The organism is Sphingobacterium sp. SG20118 (genome assembly GCF_044740685.1).
Taxonomy (GTDB): domain Bacteria; phylum Bacteroidota; class Bacteroidia; order Sphingobacteriales; family Sphingobacteriaceae; genus Sphingobacterium.
The window spans coordinates 2,041,051-2,056,460 of sequence record NZ_CP172826.1 but is presented as its reverse complement, the minus strand read 5'-3'; the positions used below and the strand labels follow the sequence as shown (position 1 = coordinate 2,056,460).

16 protein-coding genes are annotated in these 15,410 nt (G+C 35.5%); 9 read left to right on the top strand and 7 right to left on the bottom strand.

Features of this window, described 5'->3' with window-relative positions:
* Positions 1-85: 85 nt before the first annotated feature.
* Positions 86-790: a hypothetical protein gene (locus tag ACFX5U_RS09610; protein WP_400263286.1), complete on the bottom strand. Its 705-nt coding sequence runs from the start codon at positions 788-790 to the stop codon at positions 86-88.
* A 1,001-nt stretch (positions 791-1,791) separates the two neighbouring features.
* Between ACFX5U_RS09610 and ACFX5U_RS09605 the strand changes: the two genes are divergently transcribed.
* From ACFX5U_RS09605 to ACFX5U_RS09585, 5 genes are all read left to right on the top strand, one after another.
* Positions 1,792-2,403, top strand: coding sequence for a helix-turn-helix domain-containing protein (locus tag ACFX5U_RS09605; protein WP_400263285.1), 612 nt, complete (start codon positions 1,792-1,794; stop codon positions 2,401-2,403).
* A 582-nt stretch (positions 2,404-2,985) separates the two neighbouring features.
* Positions 2,986-3,210 (top strand): hypothetical protein, encoded by a 225-nt coding sequence (locus tag ACFX5U_RS09600; RefSeq protein ID WP_400263284.1) that lies wholly within the window; start codon positions 2,986-2,988, stop codon positions 3,208-3,210.
* An 86-nt stretch (positions 3,211-3,296) separates the two neighbouring features.
* Positions 3,297-3,632, top strand: a complete 336-nt coding sequence (locus ACFX5U_RS09595) for a hypothetical protein (RefSeq protein WP_400263283.1) — start codon at positions 3,297-3,299, stop codon at positions 3,630-3,632.
* Positions 3,633-3,987: 355 nt separating this feature from the next.
* Entirely contained in the window at positions 3,988-5,136 is a 1,149-nt protein-coding gene (locus ACFX5U_RS09590; protein ID WP_400263282.1) for an abortive infection family protein, read from the top strand.
* A 10-nt stretch (positions 5,137-5,146) separates the two neighbouring features.
* Positions 5,147-5,329: a hypothetical protein gene (locus tag ACFX5U_RS09585; RefSeq protein WP_400263281.1), complete on the top strand. Its 183-nt coding sequence runs from the start codon at positions 5,147-5,149 to the stop codon at positions 5,327-5,329.
* A 324-nt stretch (positions 5,330-5,653) separates the two neighbouring features.
* Here ACFX5U_RS09585 and ACFX5U_RS09580 read toward each other — a convergent pair whose 3' ends face one another.
* The gene (locus tag ACFX5U_RS09580) at positions 5,654-5,908 is read right to left on the bottom strand and encodes a hypothetical protein (RefSeq protein WP_400263280.1); all 255 of its coding nucleotides are present in this window, start codon (positions 5,906-5,908) and stop codon (positions 5,654-5,656) included.
* Positions 5,909-6,267: 359 nt separating this feature from the next.
* Here ACFX5U_RS09580 and ACFX5U_RS09575 point away from each other — a divergent pair, with 359 nt between their 5' ends.
* The 4 genes from ACFX5U_RS09575 (at position 6,268) to ACFX5U_RS09560 (ending at position 10,991) form a co-directional block, all read left to right on the top strand.
* A complete protein-coding gene (locus ACFX5U_RS09575; protein WP_400263279.1) occupies positions 6,268-8,730 on the top strand; it encodes a hypothetical protein in 2,463 nt (820 codons plus the stop codon).
* A 672-nt stretch (positions 8,731-9,402) separates the two neighbouring features.
* Positions 9,403-9,531, top strand: coding sequence for an IS66 family insertion sequence element accessory protein TnpB (gene tnpB / locus ACFX5U_RS09570; RefSeq protein ID WP_400263278.1), 129 nt, complete (start codon positions 9,403-9,405; stop codon positions 9,529-9,531).
* A 243-nt stretch (positions 9,532-9,774) separates the two neighbouring features.
* Positions 9,775-10,284 (top strand): hypothetical protein, encoded by a 510-nt coding sequence (locus ACFX5U_RS09565; RefSeq protein ID WP_400263277.1) that lies wholly within the window; start codon positions 9,775-9,777, stop codon positions 10,282-10,284.
* 236 nt (positions 10,285-10,520) lie between these two features.
* Positions 10,521-10,991: a hypothetical protein gene (locus tag ACFX5U_RS09560; RefSeq protein ID WP_400263276.1), complete on the top strand. Its 471-nt coding sequence runs from the start codon at positions 10,521-10,523 to the stop codon at positions 10,989-10,991.
* Between the two features lie 491 nt (positions 10,992-11,482).
* On the opposite strand, the gene ACFX5U_RS09555 is transcribed toward ACFX5U_RS09560, so the two are convergent.
* From ACFX5U_RS09555 to ACFX5U_RS09535, 5 genes are all read right to left on the bottom strand, one after another.
* Entirely contained in the window at positions 11,483-12,727 is a 1,245-nt protein-coding gene (locus tag ACFX5U_RS09555; RefSeq protein WP_400263275.1) for a hypothetical protein, read from the bottom strand.
* Between the two features lie 139 nt (positions 12,728-12,866).
* Positions 12,867-13,592 (bottom strand): hypothetical protein, encoded by a 726-nt coding sequence (locus ACFX5U_RS09550; RefSeq protein WP_400263274.1) that lies wholly within the window; start codon positions 13,590-13,592, stop codon positions 12,867-12,869.
* A gap of 21 nt (positions 13,593-13,613) precedes the next feature.
* Positions 13,614-14,414 (bottom strand): SOS response-associated peptidase, encoded by an 801-nt coding sequence (locus ACFX5U_RS09545; RefSeq protein ID WP_400263273.1) that lies wholly within the window; start codon positions 14,412-14,414, stop codon positions 13,614-13,616.
* An 84-nt stretch (positions 14,415-14,498) separates the two neighbouring features.
* Positions 14,499-15,026 (bottom strand): hypothetical protein, encoded by a 528-nt coding sequence (locus tag ACFX5U_RS09540; protein ID WP_400263272.1) that lies wholly within the window; start codon positions 15,024-15,026, stop codon positions 14,499-14,501.
* A 30-nt stretch (positions 15,027-15,056) separates the two neighbouring features.
* A complete protein-coding gene (locus ACFX5U_RS09535) occupies positions 15,057-15,383 on the bottom strand; it encodes a hypothetical protein (protein ID WP_400263271.1) in 327 nt (108 codons plus the stop codon).
* Positions 15,384-15,410: the final 27 nt, after the last annotated feature.

Below are 15,410 nucleotides of genomic sequence, written 5' to 3'. Positions count from 1 at the left end.
TTTAGGCATAACACTCCCCTCACCCTTTTTCAGGCTTTGTTTATTCCTGTTATACAGGAATCAGAAAGCTTATGATCGTTTTCCCCTAAATACTTGCAGCCAGTCTATTTTCTACTGATGCTGCTACCATTCCTCGCTTTGTTTTCATGATCATCGTTGGCTGTTCTTGCCAGATGAGCTCGACAGATTCACCGCGTTTGGTCATGATCTGCCGACTGTCTTTCACGATGGAGAGTTTCTCTACTCGTACATCCAACTGAAAGTGTTCGTTCAGATCGTTCAGAATACACTGTCGGTATTCTTCCCTTTCGGTATTGGCAGGGACGCTTAGCTCATAATCGTACAGATGCTTTTCTGCATCTGGACAGATTTTACAGGGTATATATTTGGCTCGTTCGTATCCATAAACAATGATCTGCTCGGTAGGAAAATTAGTAGGCAATCCTAGCGCAAACAAATAGCACTCGTAAATAGCCATATGGGCCAGTGATATACGGAGTACATCCTGTCGGTCATCCCGTACGACGGCACTATAAGAACTTGCTTGTTCTTTGGATGGATTCAGGAACGAATAATAGCGGTCCTTAGGTCTTCCTTTGACAAGACTTTTCAGTGCATGCGCATGCCGTCCTTCATAAAGGACTGGTACTGGTCTCTTCAATGATCGTATAGGTAAATCTGTTATCATAATTGGTTTTTTGATAACTGGAACCTTCTTTTCACTCAAATACGAAAACATTTCTTCCTCTTGGGATAGCGCATAGCTCTCCCCTGTGCAAGATTTTTGCATTTTTTTAAGGTTTAAATTGATTCCCTTAAGACCGGACTAATTGGACATAGCATTGGCCTTTAAAGAAACCAGGTTAAAAATATAAATAAGAAAAATGCAATTTTAAGTCTTCGTCAATTGGTTATAATAGGGTCTTCGTTATTGCATAATTTGGGTTAAAGAACAAAACCGACTATCCATTTTTGGTGTATCACAATAAAAGGTGACGACAATAATTTGCTTTAATAAAGGAAAGATTGTACTTTTAGGGTGCAAAACTAAGCAGGCAACCGATCCTGTTTTTGTTGACACAAGCAATTGTGCTCCAATAGAATAAAAGTCGGAAACATAAGCCATTTTCGGATGGTAAGAAGCTGATATTAAACTCTAAAGAACATGACATCTTTAGTATCTAGTCTGGTGTATATACCCTACTTAATTACTAGTGACCTCGACTTTTGAATTAGTATGAGCTACTCCTATCCTATTTAGACTATGTTTAAATTTTAGCGGCTTATTGTGGTGCGCAAAACTTGTTCTTTAAAATTTGGCAAAAGGCGAACCGTGGACTCTGATCCTGGATCAGGTTTGTGGTCGTTTTCTGGGTGGTGACTTTTCTATTCATCATAATTTCTAATAGTTATGTGAACGATGTAAACTCTGAAAGCTGTGGGGTTGATCTATTGAATAAACAATAGGTCGGATCCGCATGCTCCTTGACCTGGAAAACCGCTACAGTAAACCATCACCAAACCTACACGAGATTCGGATTTTGTCATCAAGAAGACTGATAGCAGATCCGCCCTACTGGTATTATATCTGCAAAGATAGTGTTTCCAGTAGATAATGGCGAACCTACGTTCTTCTCGCGGACAAAAGTAGCGGTTTTTCGCACGAGAGACATCGTTGCAATTAGGCTTAAAGCTTAATTATCGTTGTCGCATAGTATTCACTAACAAAGGTAATTACAATAATAGACTTAAGCAAATATTCTTAAGTCTATTTTAATAAAATTTTCATTTATGGCTAGTAATGAGTTCAGAGATGCTTTAAAGGCATTAAGAATTAAGTTTAATTTATCTCAATCATCAGTCGCAAAGCTTGCTGAAATTGAGCAAACAGAATATAGCGCATTAGAGACAGGTAAACAAAAACTTGATATTGATAGTGCAAATAATCTATCAACAAAGATTTGGGGTGTTAAATACTCAGATTTTGTAGCATTTTCTAATCAAAAAATAATTATCAATAAATTACCAGCATCAACTCGTTTATTAATAAAAGATTCAGAAAACTCAAAACTAAACGATAGTTCAAATTTGTTAGCTAAAGAATTAGATAAACTTATCCTCGAAAGTGCTTTAAACACACCAACAACTTCAAAGATAATTCACCATAAAATGGGTGAGAAACTTAAGAACAAAAAAACTTCTGAAATTACTAGTCTTCTAGGAAGATCTCCACGTAATAAGTACATTAAATCAATAGGTGAATTCGATAAACAAAAAATTTATATCCATATTGACTATGAAGCTGAATATATAAAGATACCCAAAGATCAGTTAATCACGATTATAAAAGAAGAAAGTGATAAAATATTATCAAAACAAAAAAAAACCGAAGAAGAAGACTAACACTCCCCTATCTAAACTAATGAAAAATGTAGTCGTAGAAATAGTTGCCGTTGATGGTGATACAAAAGCAGATTTTAATAAAGAGAATAAGGGGTAAATTGATCGAATAGGGTGATACACAAACTAAATAAAAGTTAAACTATGTTTCCGCTAGATGGTCAATTTTTGACAATATACATCTCGTATTTCCTACTATTATCCTATATGGTTTACGCGATTATAAATGGTAAAAACTTAAATAAAATCGGTTTAATAGTAATTTTGGCAACAAGTTTATCTTTGAATCTATATTTATATATTGATCCAGATAATTTTAAAAGTGGTGGAACTTTAGGTGTGTGGTTTTATTCCTGGATCATATTTTTATTGACTATAACCATCACAATAATATATCAAGTTATTGTAAATAGAAAAAAGTAATAATAACTTTCTACAAAAAATTATTGCATACAACTCCTCTCCTAGACAGTATGACCATAAAATAGAACCAGACGATAATTGGGAATTGGCAAAGTGGCATTTGACAGATTGGGGAGAGAAAAAACAGCTAACAAGCACATTATAAACTAAAAACTTTAAATTATGTATTCAATTGGATTAATATTGATGTACCTCATCTGGGGCGGCTTCGTAGCAATGGTATTGTATGGTCTATATAAAGTTTTATCAGCGCTATTGACCAAATATTTGTACGCGAAGAACGATTATACAGCCGCTATACGTGAACAAAACGAAGCACTTAAGGAAATAGCTGCTGCGATCATAGCATCTAAAGATAATAACGCATCAGCTCCAGAAATTCTGTAAGCTGTTTAGATAAACCTAAACATCTTGCTGTTGGTCACAAGTGCTAATAGCATGATTATAATAAAACGTTTTAAAATGTTTATAATATGGAAAATGAATTCTTTTTACCTTTTCACACCGGAACTGTCGAAGACAGTGAAAAAGTATATGCATCAATTAAAAAGTTTGTTTCAGATCAAGTAGGAGATATTTGGTCATCAAGGATTTTTAGTATCAGTTTTACGCATGAGGGAAAATTTAATACATGTACTGTTGGTGAAAAAACAAATGTAGTGGACGATACTGTCATTTGTATCCTAAGGAATGAGACATTATTCTTTGTATGCACACCACAACGAGGAGTAATCAGAGGAATGCCAATTCTAGTAGGATCACACGAAGTATCAAATATAGAATACTTCAAAAATAGTCTACATAAGTAAATAACAAACACATTATAAACTAAAAACCACAAATTAGATTATGTTTTCAATCGGAATAATAATGATATATCTCGGCTGGGACAGCTTCGTAGGAATGGTTTCTGTACGGAGTATTGCTAGCAATACTAAACAAATTTTTGTACGTAAAAAGCAATCAAGAACCAGTAAGTCTGCAAGTTATTGCATAGAATGATTAAGATACAGTTTTATACAAATCATCTAAAATTATGAATTAATTTACGAGATAAATCAACACGTTCCCAATCCAGAAGGAAAATCAAATATTTAACTACGCACATGTATTGCGTAGTTCGACCTGTATATTTGTTTAAATAAAATTAATGGTAGAAATTAAATGGAAATCATCACAAAATTAAAACCGCTTTTCAATGACCTCCTCAAGATTGGATTTACAGATTTTGTTAAGAGTGATGAGTTTGTAAGGGTATGCAATGAATTGGGAATTACTGACCAGTACAGTTCCGCTTTTAATGAAGTACAAGCTCAAAAGAAGGATGATTGGGCATGGCTAGGCATTGATATTATTCAATATGACGACGTACTGGCTAAATTACTCAATAATATGTTCGGAGATGAAAAAGTAAATTTCCATTATATTGTTTCTAAAATGGTAATTGCTTACCTACCTCATAGTCATTACGTAACTTCAATTGCAGACTTTAGACGTGACATTCAATTTCTGGGGTCAAGTGCTATAGAATTAGAAACTCTTGATCAAGCATGGGAAAAGGAAAGCAATAACTACCATAAAAAAGTTACTGTATTAAAAAACTTACTGACTAATAGAGCGACTGGCGGAATCGTAGATGATAATCATTATTTAATTCTTAGGTCGGACCTTTTAAAACAAACAACTTTAAAGACCCTAATGCCGGAATTTGTCGTTAATAGTCAAAGTGTTTATGAATTCTGGCAGTATATTAAAGCGGCTTTCGGTAGCTATGCTGAACGTAGATTTTTTCTCCAAACAGCTTTTGACCCATTAATAAATGCAACTTTAAATTTTTCGAAAAGTGTACCCCATCACGATATAATTGCACAAATTACAACTGTGGACGAACAATTTATTGCTCAAGCCTGGCGAAAAGCACTAGACAGGATGAACGAAGATGCTGAAGCAGCAATAACATCTGCCAGATCTCTAATCGAAACTGTATGCAAACATATTTTGGATGAAAAAGAAGTTAATTATGATGACACTGTCGAATTACCTAAACTATATAAACAAACTGCCGGAGTTTTAAATCTATCTCCTGATCAGCATTCAGAGCAACTATTTAAACAAATACTGGGCGGTTGCCAGACCGTAGTTGAGGGCTTAGGTGGTCTACGGAATAAATTTGGGGATGCTCATGGTATGAGCAAAAAAAAGTCTAAGCCAGCCGTGAGACATGCAACACTAGCAGTTAATTTATCGGGCGCAATGTGCAGTTTTTTACTTCAAACATTCAATCATTTAAAAGAAAAGTCCAACGATAATTAACTTCAAAAATATGTCATTCAAATTTATTGCAAGCCTCATATTTTTAGCTCTTCAAGACCTTAATGTTATTAATAAACCGCTCTTCAAAAGAATAAACCATCAACATTTTAAACAAGAGGTTATAGATGAAGATTTTAAACAATTGGCTGGTATTTGTATTAATAATACTCTCAATAAAAACGCAATTGCTTAGTAATCGCCCGATTTAGCGCACCTTAACAAATTTTCAATATCTTTAATTTTTGTTTTCATATCCCAATGGAACAAAAAAAGAGACGTTCATCACGCCAGTTGGTTCATCGTAGTTCATCCGAGATCTACGGTATATTGCAGGATTTCGAGCTACAAAAGGGTAAGATGACCACATGTGAATTTTGCCTGAGGCGTGGCCTCAGGTAGCTTTTATACATGGCGTAAAGATGAAGCACTGCATGGTGAATCAGGGAATCTCAAACATCTAAATCGTCAGCATGATCAATCATTGAATTAAGACCGTAAATTGCACATTAGGTTTCTCCTATGCTTTTTCCAGATCTTTGATACACTTCTTCAATAAAACCGTGTCGCTGGTCTTTAGCTTTTCCATAGGAACTAAAGTTAGGGATCCTTTTGCTAAATTACTCTTGTAATTGTTAATCAAAATATCAATGTTGGGTAAGTCGTATTTCTTAGCGACTTGTGCGGCTGATATGTTCTTGTAAACCACCACTTCTACCAGCTTTTCTTTAAATTCCTCCGGAAACTTAAATCTTGGTAATGATTGTTCTTTCATTTTGCTTTATGTTTTTCCAGAAAACTGTAAAGCTATACCCGGATAAGACCAATTGGTATAACCGTAAAAGATAACATTCTGCGCTGGGGTACAAGGCACCAGAAGAATTTGGAAGAATATTAATGAAACGAAAGATTGCATCTTAACTCAATATTCACTTTTTTGTTGCAAATCCAATGAGCCCTTAATGTAATAAAATATGTTACTAAGTTTTATTTAAAAGCCTAAAAATTCATAGGTACATTTATAACACATAATATTAAGGGAGAATTCCATATTAAATGAAAAATTCAATAAAATATACATATATTTAAATATCCAAAATATATTCAGAAAATTAATTTCAATAACCTATTATTATGAAACTTGATAAGGCATTAGAAAAGTTTAAAGTTGAAAAAGAAAATTTAAAATCACTAAGTGTTCAAAATTATTCTGAAGCTGATACCAGATGTAAATCAATTGACCTTATGTTTAAGGATATTCTTGGATGGCAAGAAACAAGTATTTCCAGAGAAGGGCATTCTGATGCCGGATACTTTGACTATATGTTTGCGACCTCACAATTTAAATTTGTAATCGAAGCGAAAAAAAACCTTATTTCTTTTCAATTGCCAGCAACTGGGAATGAATGCAAATTATCAACACTTTTAAAAGGGAATAAGGATGTTATAAATCAAATTAGAGGATATATTCTAGAAAAAAGTCTAGCTTATGGCGTTATAACTAATGGAAATCAATATATTATTGCTCGTTTCAATAATACTAATGGTGGCGAATGGAAAAACAATACTGCAATATATTTTAAAGATTTGGATGACGTTGAAAGAAATTTTATTAAATTCTACAATATTTTATCTAATGATTCAATTGTTGAAAATGGCAGATTTTTTATTGAAAAGGAAGAATTTTCAGAAAAATTCATCCTTGAAAGTAAATTGCTAAATAAAAGAACTGATGAAGTTCTCAGAAATGATTTTTCAGACATTTTAACATCAATTATAAGTGAAATATTTTCAGAAATATCGGACGTCTATGATTTAGATTCTTTTGAAAAACTAAAAGAATGTTATGTAATCAATGAGGATGTAAAGGCTAATAATTCAAAATTAGAGATACTGTTTGAAGATACTCCACCACTTTTCGATGGTCGAATAAAACCAGTTAAGAACACAAAAAATACTCACAGCCAAATACTAGATGAAATAAAATCTGGAATTAAATCCCCTGAACCTATCATCATAATAGGCAGTAAAGGCGCTGGTAAAACAACTTTCATTAATTATTTCACCAAAGTCGTAATAGAGAAAGATTTGCAAAAAAAGAAACCTTTGCTTTATTTTGATTTTAGGAACTATACAAATCAACAAGTAAAAAACACAAAAAAAATTTATGAAAAAATAATAGCGTCGTTAAATGAAAATTTCAAGGAGCTGAATCTATCAAAGATTAATATCATCAAAACAATTTATCAAAAAGAAATTAAAGAGCAGGAAGAGGGAATATGGAGTCTTTATAAAAAAGATTCCGAAATCTACACAACTAAACTTGCCGAGTTTTTAGAAAAAAAAATAAACGATCCTGAAAATCATCTCATTAGTATTTCAAACTATCTAATAAAGTATCAAACAAAAAGATTAACCATTATACTAGATAATGCAGATCAATTAGAAAATGAATCTCAAAAAGATTTATTTTTATTAGCACAATCATTAAAGAAAAATCTCAATGCATTAGTAATTCTATCGTTACGTGAAGGATACTTTTATCAATGGAAAAATAAGCCTCCATTTGATGCTTTTCAATCGAATGTATTTCATATAACTGCACCTCCTTACAAGGATGTTTTAAAAAATAGAATAGATTTTGCTATAAAACATTTTAATTTTGCAAAAATTGAAACTTTGTATAAAAATAAATCAGTAAAAATTACTGGAGATTCTTTAAATCTGTTTTTTAACAATCTATCTCATTCAATATTTTCAATAAAAAATTCTGAAATTTTAGACTTTTTAGACCATTGCACATATCCAAATATTCGAGAAGGATTAGATATGTTTAATACTTTTTTAACCTCTGGACACACACAAATCGACAGTTACATTACAGATGTCAATTTTAATATTCCTATTTGGGAATTCTTTAAATCTGTTGGGTTAGATTCTCATTATTACTATAAATCTGATTTTAGCAAAATAAAAAATCTCTTTAAACCAGTATCTGGAAATCGTAATCATTTTACAAAAATCCGTATATTGCTTTATTTAACTAATATTGCTGAAACAAGCAATAAAACTGATTACTCCTTCACCACAATAAAAGAAATATCAGATAATTTTTCAATAGCTGGATATAATTCTAAAATTATAATTGAAGAAATTCAACAATTATTAGATTTCAAATTTGTAGATACCAAAGCCGTATTTTCCGATATTGAGTCTACTATTTCAATTGATGATAACCTCGAGATAAAGATAAGTCAAAGTGGACATTATTACATCTATAAAATTTTACCCAGATTTCATTATTTGGATTTAGTACTTCAAGATACCCCAATTTATGACAATTATTACTTTGAAAGAATTAAAGATGTTTTTCCAGAAGTAGATTCATATGGTGAAAGGAATATCAAAAATAGATTAACAACCGCTACCACATTCTTTGAATATTTAAAAGTTATGGAAATAAAAGAACATTCAAAAAATGAAGCAAACTTCGGTATAAAAGCTCTTGATATTAGTATAAAAACTTTAATTGAAGAAAACGGATTTAATACTGACATAAAAAGAGTAGAAAAGTCACAAAAGTATTTAAGGAGTTAAAATTGAATATTCCGGGGGAAGTACACCACCCATTCCGAGCGAAAGTGCACCAGTTTTAAAGACCAACAATTCGTGTCTTACGTCACTGGTTTTATATTAACTTTTCAAACTTAGTTATTTTTTTTCTTTCTTAAAGATTTCCCCTGTAGAGGTAATCTATGGGATGAATCTGTCCATTATAGCATCCGCAAGAGTTGGTTCATCTATAAAGTTGTACCATGCCTCAACGTATCCGTCCTAGCAAGTACATATTTGATTGACCATTAGTGTTTGGTATTTTTGTTGATCTGAATACAGCACAAGAAAAACGTAGTCACATGCTATCCTTAGTTGAGAAGTGGCGTGGTAGTGGTCAGAGACAGCAAGAGTTTTGTTCTTTCACGGTATCAAGATCCATACTTTATCTTATTGGATCGGTGTGAGTAAAGAAGAAAAAAGCCTCTCAGGTTTATTGAGGTCCTGCCAACAAACAATACGATCCAAAAGATCGAAGTTATCTATCCCGCCGGGGTAAAAATTAATGCTGAAGTTGATCTGGCCCTGGTATCCAAACTTATCCACCTTTATTAAGGATGTTTTCCTTAGGTTCATCGCATCGGTTTCTATCTCCACCAGGGCCATTGTGATATGTGTAAGAGCTTTGACGGGCTATGAGGCCTGAACAATTCGGGCATGCAGTGCAACCCCAAATTTGATGAGGTAGTCGTGTTTTTAAACAGAAGTCGCACTCATATGAAACTGTTGCACTGGGAAAGTGGAGGCTTTATGCTCTACTATAAAAGACTGGAGTCCGCTACTTAAGGACAAGACAACCTATAATACGGCTTTACAGCCAACTGATTCTGCTAATATCTTTTCATTTAAATACTAAAGACCAGACCGTTTATCATTTAGATCGATAAAGTCTAGTTTAGTTTACAATTTTCCCATCATACGATTGGTTCTAACTTGAATATTATGATACAATTTCGTATCTTCATACTAACCAATTACTTGAGATAAAAATTTATTAAAACCACGCCAACTTTCAAATTCATTTATACTATGAAACCAACCAAGAGCAAAGTATATTGTTATGATGCAGGAAGATCAAAAATACTTTTTGAATCGGAGAAAAAAGCAGGGAACTTCCTGAAATTTAATACGGATGAAATATTAAAAACTGCTAATCATGCACCAGTCAGATTTTATTTTTGTAAAGTTTGCAATGGCTGGCATGTGACCAGCAGTGCTGTTGTACTAAATATACCCACTCATGTTGACAAAGTAATGGACAGTTTCCATGAAGAAGAAAAAAATAGAGCGGAATGGAAAGAGAAGATGAAAGATGTACGTCAATCTAGTACCGAAATGAGCTTAAAGCTGCTAGAGGTAATAGACAAACGTATAGCGGAAATACAGAAAAAAATAGAAAATAAAGCTGCTGCTGCTGATATCCGGATGCTAATCGAAGACTCGTTGAATGATTTAGCAAGTGCTAATAACTTTGTGGGTCATGTAAAACGAAAAAAAATTCTCGAAATAAAACTTGCTGAACTTGTAAATATGGTTTAAGACATCATCCGCACTCATAGCATTAGCTACAATAACAGCTATTGCTGAAATCAAAACAACGCAGAGGCCCTCTTATCTCGATAGTGGTTAAATATACGGGAAACGGTAAGGGAGTATGTGGTGCAGACCATAAAAATACATTAAACTTGATATTTCTTTTATTCTGAGAAGAAAATTTCATAGATTGAGGTACTCCGATCTAAAATGGATAACTTTATAAACCACATGATAAAATTATGGAACCTAAAAAACTATACACGGTCGTAACCACTGAAAGGAATGTGAGAAATAGTACGGCAGTCGAAGCTGTATTTTCAACTCGTAACAAGGCTGAAAGATATTTAAACCATTTTTTTAAGAACGCAAAAAATACTGAACGCTATATCGTAGAGACATTGCTAGATCCATTAGAAAAAGAAATAAATAATGAGAATCATTATTATTTTGCAGCTGCATATGTTGAAGATGACGAAGATTTTTATCGTGTGCAGGTAGACAGAACTTCGGACAATATATATGAAAATGAAACAAATAAATTGAGATTTGATGGAGATGAATTACCCGATATTGATTTCTATTGTTTTGCTAGCTCACCCGAAGAGGCCTTTCATAAATTTCGTGCACATTTACTGCCGTACTTTGAGGAACACAACATCACCTTGCCTTTGACAGAACCGAAATATAACCAGCATCCTAGTTTTTATTGAGAATGTTCATTTTTAGGGTCTATCCAAAAGATGTACCTTAGTACTAGGGTGTCTTCGGCGTATCTGGCTTACCTGCTACATATTTGATTGTTGAATCTTTTGTTTATAAGTTCTGCGGAAATAAGTCTTTTAAGTTTTCGAGGTTTATGCACGCTATGTTCTGCAGGGTATATCTCCTCAAAGGTCCAATTACCCATTTCGTTGGTGATATGAAAAGAGTATCTGCCCGAGAAAGTATATATTTGATGGATATTTGTGCTAAAAACTTTTGCTTATTTGAATTCAGCACAAGAAAAACAGAACCGCATGCTATCCTAGTTGAAAAGTGACGTGGCCAGTATCCAGAAACAGCTGGAGTTTTGTTCTTTTCATGGTATCGTGATGCATACTTTATCTTATTGGATGGTTGTGAAAAGATGAACTATGAGAGCCATTCCGACAAGAATCGCTCTCTTAATTCATCTTTTTAATTCGTGTTAATAACAGATTTATTAAAAAACATCATCATGTAGTTCATAAAGTGGTTCATAGACCATGAGGTCTGCAATAACAATCAATGTTGCTAAAAAGGTCTTGACAACATCGATATGCTGAATAAATGAAGGTGCAGATGCCTCATTGCTCAATATGGCTTCTTCCCATTCATCTACACCTTTAAGCCAGCATGCTAATGGCTTTTCCTTTAATTTATGTTCAAAATAGCGCCATGGGTTTCTGACTACTTCTTTAGCCATCTTATTGAGTGCCTTCTGCTGCTTTTCGGGAATCGGCCAATCTACATCTATAGTGAAATCAGCATCGCTAATGGTCATAAAATGTAAATAGAATGTCTCGATTATGTTTCGAAAATATTGAAAACGAACGAGTACAGTACCTGGATCATCATGTGTTTTCCAATAATTGCTTTCTAATAATATTTTATGGCTAACCTTCAGCTGTTCGTGCATGTGGGGTATTGTAGTAGCCCCATCAATGATACCATAAATATCATGATCGGTGGTATAAGACCTTTCTACCGTATGGCCAATAGTCTGCCTATACTGAGGCACATAGCTATGAAAATGCCTATGCACTTTTTCATGTAAATGAATAATAAATAAGCAATTGACGATTTCTCGTATCGCTCTAAACCGAAGGAATAACATTTCGCCCAGGCAGGTGTCATTGAGTTGACCCTTATGGTCGAAGCCTGCCAGTAGGATCTGGAATAGGACCATGCGATAAAAGCGCAACATATCATCTGCGTATGATTCTATAAGGGTATTGTAAGTATCTTGGATTTTTTCTTTACTAATTAATGAATTGTGTACATCATTATTATCCCTATAGGGAAAGGAGGCTAACATTTGCCCTTTAATAGCATAATGAGTAGGCCTTATGGTAGAAATCAAAGAGCCTAACTCAAGCAGCCTTATCATCTGTTTAAACTTTTTATAAATGATCAGTGGAGATTCATATGCCTTCCACAAATAGGGTTTAAATGCCAGTGTGAAAATCTCCCAACATTCTTCCTGAATTTGCTCTGCTGAGTCAGCATCTTTAAAGACATGGCTCAAGAAAAGGAAAGGGTCTTTATAATCCTCTTCCTTTAGTTGGCACATATAGCTATTACTATAATCGAAGTAGCCCATAATTGATCTGTTATTATTGGTATAACATGGCAAGAAATGTTGTACTCCTATTCTATTGAACATCCAAGAGTGCTGATGAAGTTCTTGATAAACCGTTCTCTTCATTTGTAATAAATGAAAAAATTCTCGCCTTAAAGTCTTTCTGACATACTTATTATTGACACTTACATCAGACAGACCTAAAATGAGGTTCCTCCAAAGATGGTAATCCCTAGTGATTACTTTTTATTTATTGTTTTACATACTACCCCATCCTTGGGTCTATCCAAAAGATATCCCGTAATGCTAGGATGTCTTCGGCTGCCATCTGATTGTAGATGAGCGAGTCGGTAGGCTTATCAGTAGAAATACTTGGAACCTGCTCGTATGGGTCTACTATCTTCAGGATTGCATCTTGGTCAAAGATACTGATATCGGACTCGAGTACTTCTACCCTCTTGGCGGTCATCCACTTTCGGGCTTGCGCTCTATCGAGGCAGATCAACCGCTGTGTCAGATATTCGAGATTTTGTATACCTGCTATGAGATGTTCAGGATATTGCACACTGAGGTATTTGAGGTATAAGGATTGGTCGCCACTGTGCAAGGCATGATTACGAAGTAGTACCCGCTGTGGGTCGTAGGCATAATCGAACCTGTCGAGGTCTTTTGCGAACTGATAATGCTCGTTATATACAAAGAGCCGTTGCTGCAATTTCTGCTGATGGTCCTCTTCGATGAATACCTCGCCGATAAGCTGCCAGTCTTCGATATTCTTAATAGCGTCGTCGATGACCAGGATGGCTGGCTCTTGCAATGGGACGAACTTACCCTCGCTGTCTAAGTCTACGATGTATTCCCAAACGTCATCAACCTTTTCTGGATACCAGGTTGGGTTTTCGTCATCAACGGTGTTTTTAGAGGTCAATAGGTTGTACCCTTTGGACTTGAGCTGCAACAATAGGGTCTGAGTTAAGATGGCGAACTGCATAATATATTGTATGGCTATCGGTTAGAATAAACTCTGCTGTATAGGCCCGTCTTGGCCCAGTGGTGGCAGGTCTGACCAGGTGTAGGGTTCGTAGCGATGCTTGCCGTCTGGTCTGTCGGGATATCCCCTTAACGTGTAGACAGGATAATAGTCCAATGCTTGGTCGGATATCTCATAATTGAAGATGGGCATCAGGGCTTCATCATCTTTTGCAGATAGCCATTGCTGCTCCAGCTCTGGTGTGAGGAATAAGGGCATCCTTCTTTTGTTGGGTCCATCGTTATGGATCTGACCCATGACGCTGTTAGCCTCACGGGTGAGCATACCGAAGCTGCCGACTTTGTGGAGTTCGCCATTCTGGTCAACATGCTCGTGCCATTGGTACAGTCCGGGGATATAGAATACCTCTCTCCCCTTTTCGCTGATATAATAGGGTACTTTCTTTTTCCAACCATGGATCTTGCGGTGCTCGAAGGTTCCGGATACGGGGATGAGGCAGCGCTGGTTTTTCAGCCGATGCCAGTAGGACTTGCCATCGGAAAGAATACGCTCGCTGCGGATATTGACCATATTGCGACGGCGATCTTCCTGCTCTTTGGGGTCTTGGATATAGGTGGGCAGTACGCCCCACTCCATCTCTTGTAGACCGAGCTCCTCGCCTTCTTTGTCTTTATAGATGATGGGATAAGCTGGAAACGTAATGGCCTGCAAATTCTCGAAATAACGATAGTCGTAATCGAGTTGCTTGCGCTCGTCCCGTAATTTGGGGAAGCCTTTTTTGATGATGTCAACTTCCGAATGTAGTGAAATGTCCCAGCACATAGTATTTGGTTGAAGTGGTATATAGTCCTTTTGAAATTAAACACGTTGAGGTGTCCATTTGTTTTTTTTTGATAGTGTTTTTGGCTAAGCGATCAGCTCGATGGCGCGCACTTTCTTTTGGGTGTTACCGTCGGTAATGACTGCCCAAACGCGCCCATGCTCGAGGGTGAACAGAATGTCTATCGGATTCTTGCGCTTGAAGGTGGTGTTGCTGCGGAGGTAATTGATGATCTTGCCTTCATACATGCGCAACATGCGCTTGTTCCATTTCTCTTCGCGAAACAGGTTGATGAAGATGCGATACCCCGAATTGACCTCTAGCATCTGCTGTATGCTGCGCGCATCTGCAGGTATGCGAATAGCTTTGCCTTCTTTGGGGCCAAGTTCTGCAGCATGTGCATGTGCCTCTTCTGCTGTCCAATAGGGCAATAACATGAAGCCGCTGCCCTTGTTGAGGTCGGGCCACTCGAACCGTTGTAGCACAAAATCGCGATAGCCCTGTTCCAAGAGATCTTGGAAGTTACTACGGGTCAATTGCTCGAAGGGGTTGTACAGCATAACGGTATAGCGTTGGTTATACCAAGATAAGAATAATTTAGGGGTATGGCTCATTTTGTGAAAAGGCCTAATTGAATAAGTAGGCTATTTCTGAGGTTTGGGTTTGAACTCAGCTTCGTAGGTTTCAAGCTTTGTTAAGATAGCTTGCAGCTCTTCATTTGCTTTATTGATCCACTCGGCACGCTGCTTGATGGCAACATAAGGGCTTTTAACAGCAAATTCTTTATTGTTACTCAGTCCTCTAATCCCCTCTGAATACAATAATCTCCATTGCGCCAAAAACTCATCTGGCGTGTAAAATATCCTTGTACGGATATGATAAATCCAACAGTTGTTTTCTCGAGCTAAATTTATGAGCGCTCGTACATCAGAAGGTATTTCTCTTTTTTTATCTAACCATGCGGGTACCATATATTTTTCATAAAAAATAACTTCTTA